Genomic DNA, 18,511 nt, shown 5'->3' on the forward strand with positions numbered 1-18,511 from the left:
AACAAAGATGGACCAATACACGCTACGATAATTCCTGTATTGGGGGTACGGCAGCTGTGTCATGTACCCCCAAGGCAAACGTTTCCCAATTGTTCAATTACCGCATGAAGAGGATGACTGTGTCTACGCCTACGAATACAACGCACCAACAGGACTGGAATCACAAGCTGACCCTGGCCCAGGAAATGCTTCCGCTCATCAGCCAGCTTCACCGTGAAAACAACGTTGTCACCTCGATTTTTGGCCGACTGCTGGTAGGTGTGACGGACATCGACATTATTAAGGCGCACCGGTACGCGCGTCGCATTGTGGAGAAGGAGCTTCCGCTCGAGGACACGTTGCCGGTGCTTCGTGAGCTTGTTCAGATGAACCTCGGCACGGCATCGATTGACCTTGGCCGTCTTGCCAGCGACTACAAGAAGTCCGGCGCGAGCGATCTGCGGGCCTACTTGAACGAGGCGCTTGCCGACGTCGTCGATACGGACTCGGAGCTCGAGCCACGCGATGTTGTGCTGTATGGTTTCGGTCGCATCGGCCGCTTGTTGGCTCGCATTCTGATTGCTCGTGAGGCGATGTACGGGGGAGCGCGCCTGCGCGCCGTCGTCGTGCGGAAGAAGGGTGACGACGACATCGTCAAGCGTGCATCTTTGCTTCGCCGCGACTCGGTGCACGGTCCATTTGACGGCACTATCACTGTGGATCACGAGAAGGAAGTCATCTGGGCCAACGGGACGCCGATCCAGATGATCTACGCGAACGATCCGGCATCCATCGATTACACCGAGTACGGCATCAACGATGCGATCGTCGTTGATAACACCGGTGTCTGGCGCGATGAGGCTGGGCTGAGCCAGCACCTGAAGTCCAAGGGTGTCTCCCGCGTTCTGCTGACCGCTCCAGGTAAGGGTGATATTAAGAACATCGTCTACGGTATCAACCATGCTGACATTGCGGACGGCGACCAGATCCTGTCCGCGGCTTCGTGCACCACGAACGGTATTACGCCGGTGCTGAAGGTCATCAACGATCGCTACGGTGTGGTCCACGGTCACGTTGAGACAGTGCACTCCTACACGAACGACCAGAACCTGGCCGACAACTTCCACAAGGGGGACCGCCGCGGTCGCGCTGCTGGCCTCAACATGGTGCTGACGGAAACAGGTGCCGCAAAGGCTGTGTCGAAGGCGCTTCCCGAGTTCGAGGGCAAGCTGACCGGCAACGCGATCCGCGTTCCAACGCCTGACGTTTCCATGGCGGTGCTCAACCTCGAGCTCGAAACCGAGACGACAAAGGATGAGGTCAATAACTTCCTCCGTAAGGTCTCGACGGATTCTAACCTGCGCCAGCAGATTGACTACATCCAATCGCCTGAGGTTGTCTCGACAGATTTGCTCGGTACCACGCACGCTGGTGTCGTTGACGGGTTGGCGACGATTTCGGCCGGCAAGCACCTCGTGCTCTACGTCTGGTACGACAATGAGTATGGCTACTCCCACCAGGTAGTGCGAGTTGTTGAGGAGATCGCGGGTGTTCGCCCGCGCATTTACCCCGCACGGACCGTTCCGGAGGATCTGAAGTAGTCATTTCTTTCCATGCCCCAGGCTGCACATGGCAGTTCCTGGGGCATGATGAGTTATTGGGGGGTGTACGTTTTGCGCTGGGAGTTCGCAAATTGACGTTCATACACTAAGTTAGAAGCGTACGTCTTTCGGTATGGGTGATTCGAAGAAGTGTAAGGCAGAGGCAATAGTGCGTCGAGGTAAGTGTAAAACCGGGCTCGCGGTCGCAGCGGCGACTTCAATCATGCTTGTGTCCGCAGGTATTGCTCCAACATATGCCCATGCCGAGCAAGATTCTCCGGAAGTGATCGACGAAGTTGCCGTCGATACTTCAAACTCGCTGGGGTTTGAGGAACTTCCGGAAGGGAAAGCGAAGCGCTCGTACCTCTTCCTCGATACCGATGGTTCACCACTGCAGGACACCGAGGTACGGTTCGTGAGCCAGGATGGGAAGACTTCGCACGTTGCGCGCACCAGCGAGAATGGTGCAGTTGCGTTTATCGTCGACCCAGGTTCGTACCGCTACCAAATCTATGGCGGAAAGGACCCGGAGAAACCGCGCTTTATTTCGGGTTGGATCACCGTCAAAGAAGACACGTTCATCATCACCTCGCTGAAGCTGCCTGCTGAGCAAACCATTTTCTATACGTGGCCGAAGATTGACTTGAAGCCAGGTGAGCGCAAAGTGGTCATGCCAAACGAGGAGAATGAGACCGGTACCGAGTTTGAAAAGATCGGTGGGACTCCTGAATGGGTGACTGTCTACCGTGACGGCACGGTGGAGGTTGCACCACTCGAAACGACGAAGGCCGGTGTGTACACCGTCAAGATTCGCGCTTCGAATGCACCTGACTTTGCCGTCAGGATTGAGTTGCAGGAATCAGCTAGTGGCGCTGATCGGTACGCCTTCAAGTACCCAACTAGCTACGTTCGTCCCGGTTCTGTCGGTTCAAGCATCACACCGAGCTTGACGCTGCGTAAAGACGGCTACGACTTCATTAACCAGCCGGTGCCTCGTGGGACGACGTTTGAGACTTCATACCCAGAAGCTACGATCGATAAGAACACCGGCGAGGTCAAGTACGTCGCTTCGAGGGGTACCAAGGTCGGGGAGACCGTCAAAATTCCGGTGACCGTGACGATGCCCGACGGCAGCCAGCTGAAGACGGACGCCGCTTTTGAGGTGATCCCTCCGCTGCTCAAGACAGTAACGGACATCTCCTATGATGACGCCCGCGTGGCGCCAGGTGGAAAGTTCGTTGCAGATCTCAACTCCCGCGAACCGCTGCCCGTTGGCACCGAGTTCCGTTGGGACGCTAGAAAGAACGCTGACCTCCGCGGATGGAACGTCGCCGTCGACAGTGCCACGGGGGTCGTCGAGGCTGTGGTTCCCGAAGGCGTCGAGGATAAGGATTACAACTTACACATCCTGGCCAGCTACACGGATGGGTCAAGGGAGTACGTAACACTGCCTGTGCACATCGTGAACCAACTCAGCCCGGAGGAACTCGAGGCACACAAGCTGCGCTATGCACAGCAAATCGTGACCCCTGGTAAGGCGTTCACCGCTGAACCAGAGGGCGATCCTGTCTACGGCAGCGTGTTCTCCATCGAAAACGACGGTGGCATTCCGATCACCATTGACCGCGCGACAGGCCGCGTCACTGCAAAGATTCCGGCAGATACCGAGGCAGACAGCACCTACACCGCGAAGCTGCGCGTTGACTTCCCCGGTGGGCACCAAATCATCGAGTTGAAGGCAACTGCTAACTCGTTAGCTAGGAAGAACACAGTCGACTACGCTGTGCAAGAGGGCTTTGCCAAGCCGAAAGATCAGTTCTCTGGTGTGCACTACGGGCTGCCAAAGAGCTACAAGAACCAGGACGCGAACGTCGATATCAACCCGGAAACGGGCGAGGTGCGAGCTACGGTGCCACGTAGTCAGAAGCCAAAAGAGATTAACGTTCCTGTTGTTGTGACGTGGGAAGATGGCTCACAGCAGCTGATCGACCTACACGTTGTGCCTAAGCAAACAGCGACGCAAAAGGAGCTGAACTGGGAGCGCGTGTGGTGGATCGTGCCGTTCATGATCGCCGCTGAGGGCCTTGGTGTCTTACTCTTCTGGTTGTGGGACAGTAATAAGCATGTTCCGCCGTTTAATGCGGTGACGCATGCGTTGAAGAACGCCGGATTTGACGTTTCGGGATAAAGGACGAGAAAAGTGAAGATGAAACGAGCTCTTGCTATCGCGCTGTGCGCAGGCCTTGCCTTCGGTGGGGTGCAGCCCATCGCTGAGGCTGGCGTTCAAAAGATTCCCGGCGGCGTCTGGATCGAGAACGATTCGAAGACTGAAGGCTTTGCTATCTCGGACCTGGCGTACGGGTCGAAGCTGACCACGACGTTCCAGAACCCGCAGTCGGTCGGCGGTTTGCTCGAAAGCAGCCTGCAGACTGTACTGACCGTCGACGGGCGGCAGGTGGCGTTCCTCCCGACTGAGACGAAGTCTGACGTTGAAGAAAACGAGATCGGTTACAAGGTCATCCTGACGCACTACGATGCGAACACCGAAATCCAGATCACGCGCACGATTGAGATCGGCACAAATTCGATGGACGTGACGGTCGAGGCTACGAACAAGTCGAAGCGTGACCGCAAGATTGACATTGAGATGTTCTCTGCCGTGCCAAAGTATGCGCAGTATCAAGGTACCTACCGAGGCGGAAGGTTTAACTTCGGTCCTGCCGAAAAACCTGGCTACGATGTTTCGGTGAACTTCCGTGGTGCTGACGTCTCAAAGGCGGCGGGGCACGCGATCGAGTCTGGCGAAGCTAGCCGGGTGGGTGAAGTTGCCGAAGACGGCGCCGGCTACCAGTACGCGGCGTGGAACAAGGAACTACCAGTTCAGGGGACGGCGTCGGTTACCGCGAACATCTTCATCCAGACGCAGCCCACGGCGAAAGACACTGACCAGGATGGGCTGCCGGATGAGTGGGAGAAGGTGGGGTTTACCGCTGCTGACGGGACCCAGCTTCCACTCGACAGGTGGGGGGCGAAAGTAGGACAGAAAGATCTGTTCCTGCAGTTGAACTGGATGAAGTCTGAGTGGGAGACGCTGAACTGCAACGAGGTGAATAAGTTCGGCGCGAACATCCAAGACTTTGAGAAGTTTGCGAAGTGCGCTGAGGCGAACGCGAACGTGTACCGGCCTTCCCGTGAGTCCCTGATGGAGCTGGAGGATAAGTTCGCTGCGCACGGGATTCGTCTCCATATCGATGCTGGTGACCTCTACACCTCCATCCCTAACTACGAGAACAGGCACGGTGGCCCAACGGAGGACTTCACCCCGCTGTACTTCGCGGATGGTATGTCGAAGCGAGACAAGCTAGGGCAAAAGCGCCAGGAGCTGCTCGGTACTCGTGAGTCGGTGTTCCGCGTCGGCATTATCGGCGACCAGATGGAGAAGGGTGACTGGTCGACGGGTACCGGCCTGGTCAACGACTCTGCGTTTTACGTGTCTTACCACGAGAACGTGACCAACCAAGAGCAGCTGCGAAACACCATCCTGCACGAGTTCGGCCACAACCTAGGCCTGACCCACAATGGCGCACTGTCGACGAACCCGGTGGATACCGAGGCGTATTTGCCGACGTACAAGTCGGTCATGAACTACCTCTACCAGTGGTCGCACTTCGACTACTCCGACCAGGCCTATGAATCGGTCCCCAAGACCGACAAGAGGTACCCGAAGGAGAAGTGCGAACAGGACGGCGTCGTCTGCTACGAGGGCGAATACTCTGTACCAGCGGACTGGGACAACCTGAACCTCAAGGGCAAATACATTGGCTCAGGTGAAGGCACCGTTGGCACCGACGACATTCCGGAGCCAAGCCACAATATTTCTGCTCGCGAGCTAGAAATCATTGCTGCAGATCAGAACCCTGGAAAGGCCGGTTTCCGTCTGGCCGGTGGTGAAGATGCGGCGGTGGTGACGAACCGTTCAACCGACGTACTGACTGGTGAGATCCGCAACCTCGGTCTGGATCTGCACAAGTTCACGGTGTACGCCAAATACCCGACGATCACGGGTGCGGAGCCAATCGAAGTCACTGTTCCTGGCCAGATTAACGCCAGCGGTGCGGAACCTTCTGCACGTGTTGAAATCCCGATCAAGAATGCAACCTCGCTGCGGGACTCGACGATGCCGCTTGAGATCCGCATCGTTAACGCCGAAGGCGACGAGGTATTCAAGGAGGAGTACCAGGTTTCCGTTCTTGACTACACGGCGGAAGAGATGGAGCGCATCCGCAAGGAGATCGAGAAGGATCCAACCGCTAGTGACCGCCTGAAGGAATCTGCGCGCCGGATTCTGGACCCGAAGGCTGGGCGTCAGGCACCGGAGGAGCCGGACCGCATTGACGTTGAGACGCCGAAGCCTCAGGCGCCACCGACCGATACTGGTGTGAACACGGGCCAGTCGGACAAGTCGTCCGCGTCCGACAACGTGGGGATGATCGTCGGCATTATCGCTGCAGTCGGCGGTGTGTTGGCGGCGGTCTACGCTGCGGCATGGGCATCAGGTCTTCTGAAGTTCTAAACTTCTCTCTACAAAGGCCCCGTGGGAATTCTCCCGCGGGGCCTTTCTCTATTTGTGCAGCTCAACCATATCTTCGTGTGAGTTTGCACATAATAAGTTGCAAGTTCGGTAGGGCGAACTTTAGAGTTGGTGAGGTACACCTTAGTTTGAAAGGAAACACTTCATGTCACGCACATCCAGGATCCTCACTGCATGCGCGCTTGCCTTGGGCGTAGGGCTCGCAGGCTGCTCGTCTACCGAGGACAACCAGGCGACACAGGACGGCATCAACGCCGACGGTGCGCTGCAGGTCTACGCAACCACGGGTTACCTCGCGGATGCCATCGCCAACATTGCGCCTGAGGCGGAGGTCACCACGATGGTTGGCCCGGGCGGGGACCCGCACACCTACCAGCCCTCAACGAAGGACATCGACAAGATTCAGTCCTCCGATGTGGTGTTCTGGAACGGCCTGCACCTCGAAGCTCAGATGATCAAGCAGCTGGAGAGCCTCGGGGACCGCCAGCTGGCAGTAGGAGACAAGCTGCCGAACAATCTGCTGCTTGACTGGCCAGAAACCGATGCTGAGGGCAACCCTCTGCATGACCCGCACGTATGGAACAGTCCAGAGGCGTGGAGCCTGGTTGTCGGCGAGGTCGCAAACAAGCTTGCAGAGGTCGACCCTTCGAAGTCCGATGAGTACCACGAGAACGCCGCGAAATACCAGGCGGAAATCGCGGATGCGAACGAAAAGGCTGCAACCATGCTGGCGAACATCACTGGGCCACGCATCTTGATCACCGGCCACGATGCCTTCAACTACTTCGGCAAGACCTACGGGTTGGATGTGTACGCGACGGACTTTGTTTCCACAGAGGCGAAGCTGTCGGCGTCGGAACTTTCGGACCTTGCGGATCTCATCGCGGACAACAAGGTGCCGACGATCTTCCAGGACAATCAGGCGAACCCGCAGGCGATTAAGAGCCTGCAGGAGGCTGTGCACGCCCGCGGGTGGGATGTTGCCATTTCTGACGAGGAGCTCTTCGCCGACACCCTCGGCCCCACCGCGCCAACGGATACCTACATCGGGGCGTTCCTGCATAACGCTGAAGCAGTTGCTGCAGCGCTCGGGGGCAAGTAACCCATGACTACGCAGACGTTTGCGTGCGCGACGCATAATCTTTCCGTCGCCTACCACCTTGATCCGGTCCTGGAGCAGGTGGAGGTGCGGGTCCCAGAAGGCGTCATTATGGGGGTCGTCGGGCCGAATGGCGCCGGCAAGTCGACCCTGATCAAGGCAATGCTGGGTCTTGTTCCGACGTTGACCGGGGCGACCGAGTTTTTCGGCCAGCCTCTCAAGGCAGTGCGCCACCGTGTGGGCTACATGCCTCAACACGCGAGCGTTGACTGGGATTTTCCTACGACGGTGCTTGACGTGGTGACGATGGGCACGTATGGGAGCCTCGGTTGGTTCCGCAGGGCGGGGAAGCGCGAACGCGCCGCCGCGTACGGTGCGTTGGAGCGCGTAGGGATGCAGGATTTCGCCAGCCGCCAGATTGGTGCGCTCTCCGGTGGGCAGCGCCAGCGGGTGTTCCTCGCACGAGGGTTAGTGCAGGACCCGGACCTGTTCTTCCTCGACGAGCCGTTTCAGGGCATTGATGCGAAAAGTGAGGCGACAATTATCGACGTGCTCCGCGACATGCGCGAGGCAGGTACGACGATGGTGATGGTCCATCACGACCTCGCAACGGTACCAACGTACTGCGATGCGGTGACGCTGTTGGACAAGACAGTGATTGCATCGGGCCCGGTGTCTACGACATTTACGCCGGAGATGATCGCGAAGACGTACGGATTGAGTGCGGACTCTATGGGATTGTTGGGTGTGCTGTGATGGGGACGTCGATAAGCCTTGGTGCATTCTTTGCAAACCACACCTACTCCATGGTGTTTTGGGGGACCACCATCATCGGCGCTGTGGCGGGGATGCTCGGGACGTTTGCGTACCTGCGGAAGCAATCGCTGACCAGTGATGTGATTTCCCACTCCGCACTTCCGGGCACGCTGCTGGCGTTTTTGCTGTGCGTCGGGCTGGGAGTCGACGGCCGTAACATGGTTGCGCTGCTCGTGGGCGCTGTCATCACTGGTACAAGTGCGGTGATGGTGGCGAACACGATTACTGCCCGGACACGGACGTCGATTGATGCAGCGATGGCGATCAGCCTGTCGTTCTTCTTCGGCTTCGGTATGTTGTTGCTGGACGTGATCACAAACAATCCGTTCCCAGGCAAAGGTGGGATTCAGGACTACCTGTTCGGCAACGCGTCAGTGATTACCAGAGCGGACCTGCGAATCAGCATCATCGTCGGGGTGCTCGCGGTCTGCGTGATGTGCGTGTTGTTTAAGGAGTTCGAGCTGCGCTCCTTCGACCCCGTGCAGTCCACGATGCTTGGGTTCCACCCGAGGGTCATCGACACGGCGATGTTCATGACGATCGCGCTCGCGACGGTGATCGGGGTCAAATCGGTGGGGCTGGTGCTGATGGTGGCATTCGTTGTAACTCCGCCTGCTGCGGCGCGTCAGTGGGTGCAAACAGTGCCAGCGATGGTCGTGCTCGCGGGCGTGTTTGGGGCGGTCGGCAGCGGTGTCGGATCCTACTTATCGATCGCGCTTGGCAACGTGCCGACGGGCCCCGTCATCGTGCTTGTCCTGTTCGCGATTTTTCTGGTGTCGTTCCTCTTCGCTCCGAAACGCAGCGTTATCGCACGGGCTCGCGCACAGCGGCGCGCAACCGCAGCGCTACGCGCCAGGCTGGAAACTGCAACGAAAGCGGAGGTGGGATCGTGAGTTTTATCGTCGGGACACTCTTGTTAGCGGTAGTGACGGCTAGCGCGTGCGCGGTGCCGGGGGTATTCGTTGTGCTGCGGAAGCATTCCATGCTCATTGATGCCATCGGGCACGCGATTCTGCCAGGCATTGCCCTGGGGTACTTATTTACGAACAACCTGAACTCGCCGGTGGTGATCGTGTGTGCCGCGCTGGCGGGCGTGCTGGTGGTCCTCGGCGCCCAGTGGCTCGGGGATTCGGGCCTGGTGATTGGTGACGCGCCGCAGGGGCTTATCTTCCCCGCACTGTTCAGCGTGGGCGTCATCCTGATTACCTCGCACTTCTCGAACGTGCACCTGGATACGCACGCGGTGCTCGTCGGGGACTTGAACCTGGCCGCGTGGCACCAGCTCAGCCTCGGCGGGGTGCAGATCGGGCCGGTGTACCTCTACATCATGCTTGCCGTGCTCGTACTCAACGTGGCTGTGATTGGTCTTTTCTACCCGCAGCTTCTCGCGTCCACGTTTGATGGCCAGTTCGCGCGCAGCATCGGTGTGCCAGTGGGCATGCTGTCGATCGCGTTTATGTTCCTGGTGTCGTTGACCGTAACGGCAGCGTTCAACGCAGTCGGGGCGATCCTGGTCATTGCGCTGGTGGTCATCCCCGCGGCAGCAGCCAAACAGTTGGCCACGACGGTACCTCGCATGATGGCCCTGACGGTTCTGCTCGCTGCGGTTGGGGCAGTCGCAGGCTTCGGCGTCGCCTACCTTCTCGACGCCCCCACCTCCGCCACGATGACTGTCATCTACGGGCTCGAGTTCCTCAGCTGCGCCTTGTGGGCCCGGTGGACTCGGCAGACTCGGCGGTCACCCACACGGCGTCCGCTGCGCGTTTCCCGAGCGCAAGTGGAGGTTGCTGGCCGTCGATAAGCACTTCGACGGTGTCAGAGAACGGGGCTGCCTGCTGGGTACGCAAGTGCGTACCCACCGTGATACCGGAGGTGTCGAAGAACTGCAGCAGACTCGGGTCACCGTCGGAGACACGTTGGACCACGACGTCGTTGTCTGGGGCGATCGTGCTCAGCGGCTCAGCGTGGAATTGCGGCACGGTGCCGTCGGCGGCGGGGATGGGGTCGCCGTGTGGGTCGCGGGAAGGGTAGTTGAGGTGGGCGTCGAGGCGCTGCAGCATGAATTCCGAAACGGCGTGCTCGAGGACCTCGGCGTCGTCATGCACCTGGTCCCACGAGTATCCGAGCGTTTCCACGAGGAATGTTTCGATGAGGCGGTGACGGCGAATCATCGCGACGGCGTGCGCGCGGCCTTCCTCCGTCAGCGTAATGGGCGCGTAAGGCTTATGGTGTACGTACCCTTGCTGAGCAAGCTTCTTGACGGCGTCCGACACGCTCGAGAGCCGAAGCCCCATGTAATCCGCCAGCACCTTGGTGGTCACCTTCGTGTCTGACCATTCGGTGAGCGCCCAGAGTGACTTGAGATAGTCCTGCGTACTGGTGGAGAGCTGGGAAACGGAATCCATGGGGCTTACTGTACAGACTCGAGAATGAACGCGAGGTGCATGGTCTGCAGCTCGAGCTCGCCTTCGGTCGCCGGCAGCGAAGCGATTTCCTGACGCGCCTCAGCGGTCAGCGGGATGACCCATCCAGCATTGGGGTCGAGTACAGGAACAGCGGGCTTTTTGACGGGCACCCAAGTCACGGTGCGCGCGCCGGGGCAGATCATTTGGAGCGGGCCGTCGATACGCTGGAGCTCCGCGAGTGCCGCCGGTGTAGAGGTCACGACGACCAATCGTTCGTCCGAACCTGGAGAGAGCGCCGCAGTCGTGACCTTGAGCACCGGGAGCTCCACACGCTCATACTCCGTCGGGTACTCTGCGAGTGCAGGAGCAGCGCCCGCCCCGAACCATTTCTTGATCTGACCCAACACGCTCATGGTGCACACGATACCCTGTACTAGGGTAAACGCCATGGAACACAGCGAATCGCCTCCGGCGACAGACTACGTCGTGCCCTATGGTCCCGGCGAACTCGTGCACGTGCCGCAGCACAGCGACAGGCCTGACGTGTTCACAAAAGATAACCGAGTGACGCCGCAGGGCTGGGTATACGTGGCCAAGCGTGTCATTGCAGACTTCTCCGTTGACGCGATGCTTGACCGCGCGGCTGCGCTGACCTATTACGCCGTGTTGTCTATCGCTCCGATGATTTTGGCGGTCTACTCGATCGCGACGCTGCTGCTGCCACGTGACGAGGCCGCCGTCAATGACATCATTGACGACTTCATTGCACTCTATGTACCCGAAGCATTGGAGGATGAGGCCCTGCGCTTCCTCCTGACGGTGATTGGCACCCCGGCGCAGAGCACGATTGCGCTGGTGGTATCGATCGTGGTCTCGCTTCTTTCCGCATCCGCGTACGTGCGGTCCTTCTCCCGGAACGCGAACGTCATGTACGGCCGCATAGAGGGGCGCAACCTGGTCCGCACGTGGTTCACCATGTGGGTCACCACGCTGATAATGGTGCTTGGGGTGATCGTGATCATCGTCGGCACGTTTTTGCGCGAGTCAATTGTGAACGGTCTGCTGCAGCCGATCGCAGAACCTCTAGGGATGACAGATACCGTTGATTACCTGACAAAGATCTTCCTGCCTGTCTGGGATTACGCCCGCTTCCCAGTCATCATCGTGACTGCGATCGCGTTGATCTCCGTGCTCTACTACGTTTCGCCCAACGTACGGCCGGAGAAGTTTCGCCTGCTCACCCTCGGATCTTCGATGGCGTTGACGGCGATTTTCATTATTTGGCTTGGCTTTTCGTGGTTCATCGGCACGATCGGGATTTCGAGCGCGTACGGGGCGTTCGGTACGGCAGGTGCCGTGCTTGTTCTGGTGTGGGTGATGAACGTCGTGCTACTTGAAGGCGTCAAGATCGACGCGGAAGTGCTGCGCGTGAAACAGCTGCAGGTCGGCTATGACGCAAAAACAATCATTCAGGTCCCGCCGAGAAGCACGAAAGCGGTCGATTTCCGGCTGAAAGTGCAGCACTGGATCGACCGCAGTGCCTCCGCGCTCAAAGAGCAGGGGGAAGACGACGACGTCGAGGAGGGGCCGGAGGCCTAGTCGGCGACGAGTGGTTCCATCGTGAGGTTCGGGTGCTCCTTCTGGATGAAGGCCAGGCGCCACTTATCACCGAACAGGGCGATGAGCTCACCGTCAGTGCGCGTGAAGATCTCGACGCCACGCTGGCGACCAAGCGCCTCCGCGGATTCGGCATCGGTGCGACGTGCCACCGAGTACGGGATTGGTTCCGTGACTGTTTCCACGTTGTACTCCAGCTCCATGCGGGCCTGCATGACCTCGAACTGCATCGGGCCGACGGCCGCCATGACCGGAGCAGCGTCGCCGCGCAGGTCGTTGCGCAGGATCTGGACAACGCCTTCCGCATCCAGCTGGTCGAGGGCCTTACGGAACTGCTTATACTTGCCCAAAGACTTAGCGCGCAGCGTCTGGAAGTGTTCCGGTGCGAACTGCGGCATCGGCGGGTATTGCACCTTCTTGCCTGCGTAGATGGTGTCGCCCGGCGCGAGCGAACCGGCGTTGACCAAACCGATGATGTCGCCGGGGAAGGCGGTTTCCACGGTGTCGCGGTTTCGGCCGAACACAGTCAGCGCGTACTTGGTGGAGAACGTACGGCCACTTTGGGCGTGCGTGACCTGCATACCGCGGTCGAACTCGCCGGAGATGACTCGCATAAACGCCAAGGTGTCGCGGTGGTGTTTGTCCATGCCTGCCTGCACTTTGAACACCACACCGGAAAAGTCGTCGTCGAGGTCACGGTGAGTATCCATCGCGGTGGTGGAAGTCTCGACGGCCTTGGGGTCGGCGTCACGGCCCTGAGGAGCTGGCGCGATCGCGCACAGCGTGTCCAGGATTTGATGGACACCGAAGTTCAGCATCGCGGAGGCGAAGATGATGGGGGAGGTCACGCACTGCTCGAACAGCGTCTGGTCGTGCACAGCGCCGTCGGCGGCAAGCAGCTCAGCTTCCTCGACGGCGGTCTCCCAGGTCTCGCCCTCGCGGTTAGCTGCCTCATCAGGGGAGTAGTGCTCCTCCGGCGCGATGGTGGACCCGCCGGCGGTACGGATGAAGTGGATATAGTTGTCTGCCTCGCCGTCAGCGTTGATGTGGGCGAGCCCACGGAAGTCGCCAGCCTCGCCGACAGGCCAGTACAGCGGCGTCGGCTGCAGGTCGATCTCCTGGACAATCTCGTCCACCAGCTCGAGCGGCTCGCGGCCGATGCGGTCCCACTTGTTGACCACCGTGACGATCGGCAAGCCGCGCGCCTTGCAGACGCGGAAGAGCTTGAGGGTTTGTGGCTCAAGGCCCTTGGCGGCGTCGATAAGCATGACAGCGGCATCGACTGCGGACAGCACGCGGTAGGTATCTTCGGAGAAATCGGCGTGACCAGGCGTATCAACCAGGTTGATCATGTAGGGCGTCGTCGCCTCCGAGCCTTCGGGGAGGTACTCGAACTGGAGCGCCGAGGACGCGACCGAAATGCCGCGCTCCTTTTCCATATCCATCCAGTCGGAGACCGTCGACTTGCGGTTGCCCTTTCCGTGCACCGCACCTGCTTCCGAAATAACGTGCGCGTGCAGCGCGAGCGCCTCCGTCAGCGTTGACTTACCAGCATCGGGGTGGGCAATGACTGCGAACGTGCGGCGACGGTGGGCCTCTGCGCGGGTACCAGTAGACGTGCTCATAAGTGCTCAAGCGTAGTCGCAAGGCGGGGGAGATAGACAACCGGAGGCAGGTAGGGTGAGAAGCGGCGGTGCTATAGTCGCCGCGGTTGGGAAAGAATTAGGTCAACGTAACGCAACACTGTGAGGTTTGTGATGAAAGTCGGAATCGTGCTCGGATCCATTCGCCAAGGCCGCTTTGGCGAGCAAGTTGCCCACTGGGTTGCTGACGCTGCTGCGAACAGCCCCGACGTCACCTACGAGATCCTTGATCTCCAGGAGTTTCAAGTCCCACTGCTCGACACAGCGACGCTACCTGGAGGCGCGAACAAACAGTACGCCGATGAGCGTGTTACCGCATGGTCTCGCGCAGTCGATAGTTGCGACGGCTACATCTTCGTTACCCCTGAGCACAATCACTCCGTGCCTGGCGCGATGAAGAACGCCTACGACAGCCTCAGCGGCGAGTGGGCCATGAAGCCCGTCGCATTCGTTGGATACAGTGCCGACGGCGCGATTCGCGCGGTGGAGCACTGGCGGCAGATCGTCGCAAACTTTTCGATGTTCGACGTGCGCAACCAAGTTGCCCTTTCACTTTTCGACGACGCCACCAACGGCACCCTCACCCCGCGCCCGCAGAAGAACACAGACCTGACGAAGATGCTGAATGCGCTGGAACAGTTCTTGCGTCACCATCACGCTTCCCAGTAGGAGAGCCGGGTTAGCTGCGCGGGTGGATCTCGTTTTGCGCTTGCGCGAGCCCGGTGCTGGTGATTGCGTGGACGGCATCGGCAGCTAACGCGATTGCATCAGTGGGGGTGGTTGTGAATTCCGCAAGCACCCAATCGGGGATAGCGATGCCGCTTCCTTTCGGCGGCCTGCCGATGCCGACGCGCACCCGCACGTAGTCGCGCGTCCCGAGCTCCTGCGTGAGCGACTTCAACCCGTTGTGGCCGTTCTCGTTGCTGCCCTGCTTCAAACGAACCTTGCCCGGAGGCAGGTCCAGCTCGTCGTGGACAATCACGATCCGCTCCGGAGGAAGGTTGTAGCGCGCGGCGAGCGGAGCGATGGCCTTGCCAGACTCGTTCATGTAGGTGTGCGCGCGGGCGTAGGCCACACCGTCCTTCACCGCGAACGAGTAATCGCGACCTGCGATGACCGGAAGCGATTTCGCGAGCGCATCCACAACGAGGTAGCCGACGTTGTGTCGCGTCCGCTCGTACTCGGTACCAGGGTTGCCCAGCCCAACTACGAGCCAGTCGATGTTCTCAGGGGCGGGGTTGGCGCGCTTGAAGCGGCGGAAGAAGTTCAACACGGAGGCTAGTGTAAGGCAGAACCTCTTGATTCTCACGGTGGGAGCCGTTAGCGTATGGGTATGCAGCTACCGAAGATTATTGCGGCTCCGATGGCGGGAGGACCCTCCACGCCGGCCCTTGTCAATGCCGTGACGTTTGGGTTCCTCGCGTTTGGGACCTGCAGCGTCTCGCAGGCCCGCGAAGAACTTGCGGAGGTCACCGGCAACTTTGGCGTGAACTTCTTCATGCCACAGCGGATTGCGCCCGATCAGCGTGACGTCCGCGCGCTGGCCGCGGAACTTGGGGTGGAGGTGCCGGATGTTGACTTGAGCTGTGGCTTCGAGGATAAGTTTGCGATTGCGCTCGAGGCTGGCCCTGCAGTGGTCTCCTCGACGTTTGGGTGTTTTTCCGAGCGCGAAATTCAACGCGCACACAACGCCGGCGCGCAGGCCTGGGCGACCGTCACCAACGAAGAAGAAGCGAAGGTTGCCGTCGCGCGTGGCGTTGACGCACTTGTGGTGCAAGGAATTTCTGCAGGAGGCCACCGCGCAACGTGGTCGCCGAACGAGACACCCGACCCGCGGGACACCCTGGAGCTTGTCCGCGTGCTCAAGGACATCAGAGTGCCAATCATCGCGGCTGGGGGAGCGCGCACGCCCTACGACGTCGATCGCCTCATTGAAGCAGGCGCCACGGCGGTATCCTGCGGCAGCATATTCCTCATGACGGACGAAGCCGGAACGAGCCTGCGCAACCGAGAGCTTCTCCAAAGCGATCGGTCGACGATTGCCAGCAGGGCGTTCAGCGGACGGGTCGCCAGGGGTATCCAGAGCGCGTTCACAGACGAACACCCCGATCTGCCGCCACTCTACCCCTACCTGCGCCCCATGACCTCGAGCAATGACTACTGCCTAGTCGGTGCCCGCCGAGGCACCTTGCCTACGGGGCCCGCGGCGGCCGTGGAAGCGTGGATGGCAGGTACCCGTTAACCCTGTTTAACCCTGCGCGTGGGCGATGAACGCGTCGGCCGCATCGGCAACAGCAATCGCGACATCGATCTGCTCTTTCGCCGCGAACTGGCGCAGCACAAAGTCCGCCGGCGGCATCTTGCCCGGCGGGCGCCCAATCCCGACCGCAAGCTTGTTGTAGTTCTTGCCGTTTTTCAGCTTCGACAGCGACTGGGTCACTGACTTCAGCCCGTTATGCCCGTGGTCGCCCCCGCCGGTGCGTAGCTTCACCTCTCCCAGCGGAAGGTCAAGCTCGTCGTGGACCACGTAAAGGTCCGCGGGGGAGGCGTCGAAGTAGTCAAGCAGTGCCTTGACCGGGCCGCCAGACACGTTCATGTAGCTTTGCGTTCGTGCCAGGACCACTCGACGGTCCGCCAGAAGCCTGCCTGCGGCGAGTTCCGCAACCTGGGTATTCGTGCGCTTGTGCAGCGCAAGCGTCGCCGGCGACATCGTTGCTCGGCCCGCGAGCTCCTCAATAACAGACACGCCTACGTTATGGCGCGTTCCCTCATATTTCGGGCCAGGGTTTCCAAGGCCCACGACGATGATAGGTGAAGCAGTCATTCCCACATCATAGGCACAGATGGCAAAACGCCCCGCTCGCATGTGGAACGGGGCGTCGAAACGTTGTGAAACGCAGCGGGAGGATTACTCAGCTTCCTCAGTGGACTCTGCGCCAGCTTCAGCGCCGCCCTCTTCAGCTTCCTCAGCTGCAGCCTCGAGATCCTCGTCAACCTGCTCGTAGGTGAAGTTCACCAGCAGGTGATCCGGAGCGGACACCAGCTCAGCGCCCTCAGGCAGCGTGACGTCGGCAGCGGTGATGAGGTCGCCGATCTCCTTGCCATCGATGTTGACCTCGATCTCGTCCGGGATGTTCAGAGCGTCGATCTCGATCTCGATCAGGTCGGACTCGACCAGGACGACTGCGTCTGGGTGAGCCTCGCCGACAGTGACAACAGGGACCTCGACGACAACCTTCTCGCCGCGCTTAATGCCGAGCAGGTCGATGTGGTCGATATCGAGGGTGATCACGTTCTGGTCGATGTGCTTGACCATCGCGAGCAGCTTCTCGCCGTCGAGCTCCAGCTCAACAATGGCGTTGACGCCCTCGTTGCGCACGATGGAGGTCATCTCGATGCGGTCGACAGAGAAGTGGATGTTGTCGATGCCAGCTTCGTAGAGAACGCCCGGGATACGGCCGTCGCGACGCAGGCGACGTGCAGCGCCCTTGCCGAACTCTTCGCGCTTCTGACCTGGGACAACAACTGGGGTAATAGCCATGTTTGTGACTCCTTTTGTAATTGGGCCACAAAAAACCTGTGACCACTGAACGGACAAATTGCTCGTCGAGTGATCACAGGCCAAAGTCTGAGATACATATCGCGTCGATAACGGCCAAAATCAGCCCTCGCCGAGACCCAGCTAGCTTAGGTTTCGACGCCCACCATTGTCAAGCGCCCGCCAGGCGGCAGTGCACGCATTGGTTTCTTCCTCGTTTGTCACCGTAATACGGATGCCTTCATCAAAGGCGCGAACAAGCACCCCGTGCGAAGCAAGCTGCGCCGCCAACTCCTGCGGTGATTCGTTCAAACTCTCTGCCGGAACCCACACGAAATTCGCCTCGGAGTGGGGAGTTCCGTATGCAGCGAAGAACTCCTGCAGCCGCTCACGCTGCGCGCGCGTCCGGGCGACGCGGTCGTGGAGCTCGTCTTGTGAAGACAAGGAAGCAAGCGCACCGACCTGTGCCACCGAGCTCACACTAAACGGAACGGCGACCTTATTCAGCGCATCGATCGTCTCCTCCTGGCCGAACGCGTAGCCAACGCGCGCTCCGGCCAGCCCATACGCCTTGGAAAAGGTCCTAAGGCACACAACGTTGGGATACACCTGAATTTCATCGACACCGCGCGGGGAGTCGGTAGCTGCGTTGTATTCGAAGTAGGCCTCGTCCAGCGCGACGATAACGTCTTGAGGGACGCGGGCCATGAAGTCAGCCCACTCACGCTCCGTGATTGTGGTGCCCGTCGGGTTATTCGGGTTGCACACAAACACCAGGGAAGTTCGTGGGGTAATTGCATCCGCCATCGCTGGCAAATCCATCCGGTGGTCAGCCGTCAATGGCACTGCAACCGGCGTAGCTCCCGCGATCTGAGCGAAAATCGGGTACGCCTCGAACGACCGCCATGGGAAGACGACCTCGTTGCCCGGCTGCGAGGTCATGGTCACCAGCTGCTGGCACAGCGCTGAAGACCCGGTGCCGACAGCGACCTGCTCCGACCGCACGCCGAGCGAGGCAGCAATCGCCTCGCGCAGTTGCATCGCACCCATGTCCGGGTATCGGTTCACGGTCCGCAGTGACTGTGCCATCGCCTCCTCTACTGCGGGCAGTGGGCCCTCAGCAATCTCATTGGAGGAAAGCTTCACCGCACGCTCGTTCCTCTGGCCGGGGACGTAGGACGGAAGGCTATCGAGATCTTTGCGAATCAACTCGGATGTTCCT

The 18,511-nt window shown here is 59.8% G+C and carries 17 protein-coding genes; 10 read left to right on the forward strand and 7 right to left on the reverse strand.

Annotated features, from left to right (window positions below):
• The first annotated feature begins 185 nt into the window (after positions 1-185).
• The 7 genes from R0V12_RS10055 to R0V12_RS10085 all read left to right on the forward strand — a co-directional run bounded on the left by R0V12_RS10055 (position 186) and on the right by R0V12_RS10085 (position 9,887).
• Positions 186-1,580, forward strand: a complete 1,395-nt coding sequence (locus R0V12_RS10055) for a glyceraldehyde-3-phosphate dehydrogenase (RefSeq protein ID WP_246814959.1) — start codon at positions 186-188, stop codon at positions 1,578-1,580.
• Between the two features lie 133 nt (positions 1,581-1,713).
• Complete coding sequence (locus R0V12_RS10060; RefSeq protein ID WP_320072579.1) at positions 1,714-3,768, forward strand: Rib/alpha-like domain-containing protein; 2,055 nt, start codon at positions 1,714-1,716, stop codon at positions 3,766-3,768.
• A gap of 12 nt (positions 3,769-3,780) precedes the next feature.
• The gene (locus R0V12_RS10065) at positions 3,781-6,153 is read left to right on the forward strand and encodes a zinc metalloprotease (protein ID WP_320072580.1); all 2,373 of its coding nucleotides are present in this window, start codon (positions 3,781-3,783) and stop codon (positions 6,151-6,153) included.
• A 163-nt stretch (positions 6,154-6,316) separates the two neighbouring features.
• The gene (locus tag R0V12_RS10070; RefSeq protein WP_070362790.1) at positions 6,317-7,273 is read left to right on the forward strand and encodes a metal ABC transporter substrate-binding protein; all 957 of its coding nucleotides are present in this window, start codon (positions 6,317-6,319) and stop codon (positions 7,271-7,273) included.
• A gap of 3 nt (positions 7,274-7,276) precedes the next feature.
• Positions 7,277-8,026, forward strand: a complete 750-nt coding sequence (locus R0V12_RS10075) for a metal ABC transporter ATP-binding protein (protein ID WP_070976160.1) — start codon at positions 7,277-7,279, stop codon at positions 8,024-8,026.
• A complete protein-coding gene (locus R0V12_RS10080; RefSeq protein WP_070976161.1) occupies positions 8,026-8,979 on the forward strand; it encodes a metal ABC transporter permease in 954 nt (317 codons plus the stop codon). The genes R0V12_RS10075 and R0V12_RS10080 overlap by 1 nt, the downstream gene beginning before the upstream one ends.
• Positions 8,976-9,887 carry a metal ABC transporter permease gene (locus R0V12_RS10085; RefSeq protein WP_070976163.1) on the forward strand — a complete coding sequence of 304 codons (912 nt, stop codon included), beginning with the start codon at positions 8,976-8,978 and terminating at the stop codon, positions 9,885-9,887. The genes R0V12_RS10080 and R0V12_RS10085 overlap by 4 nt, the downstream gene beginning before the upstream one ends.
• On the opposite strand, the gene R0V12_RS10090 is transcribed toward R0V12_RS10085, so the two are convergent.
• Complete coding sequence (locus R0V12_RS10090; RefSeq protein WP_083329492.1) at positions 9,781-10,491, reverse strand: metal-dependent transcriptional regulator; 711 nt, start codon at positions 10,489-10,491, stop codon at positions 9,781-9,783. The two genes, R0V12_RS10085 and R0V12_RS10090, sit on opposite strands and share 107 nt — an antisense overlap.
• Before the next feature lie 5 nt (positions 10,492-10,496).
• Complete coding sequence (locus R0V12_RS10095; RefSeq protein WP_070479302.1) at positions 10,497-10,940, reverse strand: hypothetical protein; 444 nt, start codon at positions 10,938-10,940, stop codon at positions 10,497-10,499.
• Between R0V12_RS10095 and R0V12_RS10100 the strand changes: the two genes are divergently transcribed.
• Positions 10,939-12,090: a YihY/virulence factor BrkB family protein gene (locus R0V12_RS10100; RefSeq protein ID WP_071573295.1), complete on the forward strand. Its 1,152-nt coding sequence runs from the start codon at positions 10,939-10,941 to the stop codon at positions 12,088-12,090. The two genes, R0V12_RS10095 and R0V12_RS10100, sit on opposite strands and share 2 nt — an antisense overlap.
• On the opposite strand, the gene R0V12_RS10105 is transcribed toward R0V12_RS10100, so the two are convergent.
• Positions 12,087-13,733: a peptide chain release factor 3 gene (locus R0V12_RS10105; protein WP_070362783.1), complete on the reverse strand. Its 1,647-nt coding sequence runs from the start codon at positions 13,731-13,733 to the stop codon at positions 12,087-12,089. The genes R0V12_RS10100 and R0V12_RS10105 overlap by 4 nt on opposite strands.
• Before the next feature lie 132 nt (positions 13,734-13,865).
• On the opposite strand from R0V12_RS10105, the gene R0V12_RS10110 reads away from it, so the two are divergent.
• Complete coding sequence (locus R0V12_RS10110) at positions 13,866-14,420, forward strand: NADPH-dependent FMN reductase (RefSeq protein WP_070362782.1); 555 nt, start codon at positions 13,866-13,868, stop codon at positions 14,418-14,420.
• A gap of 10 nt (positions 14,421-14,430) precedes the next feature.
• On the opposite strand, the gene pth (R0V12_RS10115) is transcribed toward R0V12_RS10110, so the two are convergent.
• On the reverse strand, positions 14,431-15,024 hold the full coding sequence (pth, locus tag R0V12_RS10115; RefSeq protein WP_320072581.1) for an aminoacyl-tRNA hydrolase: 594 nt from the start codon (positions 15,022-15,024) through the stop codon (positions 14,431-14,433).
• Between the two features lie 54 nt (positions 15,025-15,078).
• Here pth (R0V12_RS10115) and R0V12_RS10120 point away from each other — a divergent pair, with 54 nt between their 5' ends.
• Positions 15,079-15,993 carry a nitronate monooxygenase gene (locus R0V12_RS10120; protein WP_070479309.1) on the forward strand — a complete coding sequence of 305 codons (915 nt, stop codon included), beginning with the start codon at positions 15,079-15,081 and terminating at the stop codon, positions 15,991-15,993.
• Positions 15,994-15,999: 6 nt separating this feature from the next.
• Here the strand turns inward: R0V12_RS10120 and pth (R0V12_RS10125) are convergent, their stop codons facing one another.
• From pth (R0V12_RS10125) to hisC, 3 genes are all read right to left on the reverse strand, one after another.
• Positions 16,000-16,575, reverse strand: coding sequence for an aminoacyl-tRNA hydrolase (gene pth, locus R0V12_RS10125; protein WP_070479311.1), 576 nt, complete (start codon positions 16,573-16,575; stop codon positions 16,000-16,002).
• Between the two features lie 84 nt (positions 16,576-16,659).
• On the reverse strand, positions 16,660-17,292 hold the full coding sequence (locus R0V12_RS10130; RefSeq protein ID WP_070362778.1) for a 50S ribosomal protein L25/general stress protein Ctc: 633 nt from the start codon (positions 17,290-17,292) through the stop codon (positions 16,660-16,662).
• 141 nt (positions 17,293-17,433) lie between these two features.
• Positions 17,434-18,498 carry a histidinol-phosphate transaminase gene (gene hisC / locus R0V12_RS10135; protein WP_320072582.1) on the reverse strand — a complete coding sequence of 355 codons (1,065 nt, stop codon included), beginning with the start codon at positions 18,496-18,498 and terminating at the stop codon, positions 17,434-17,436.
• Positions 18,499-18,511: the final 13 nt, after the last annotated feature.

Origin of the sequence: Corynebacterium sp. UMB2355A (assembly GCF_033877495.1) — a bacterium.
In the GTDB taxonomy this organism is placed as follows: Bacteria; Actinomycetota; Actinomycetes; order Mycobacteriales; family Mycobacteriaceae; genus Corynebacterium; species Corynebacterium pseudogenitalium.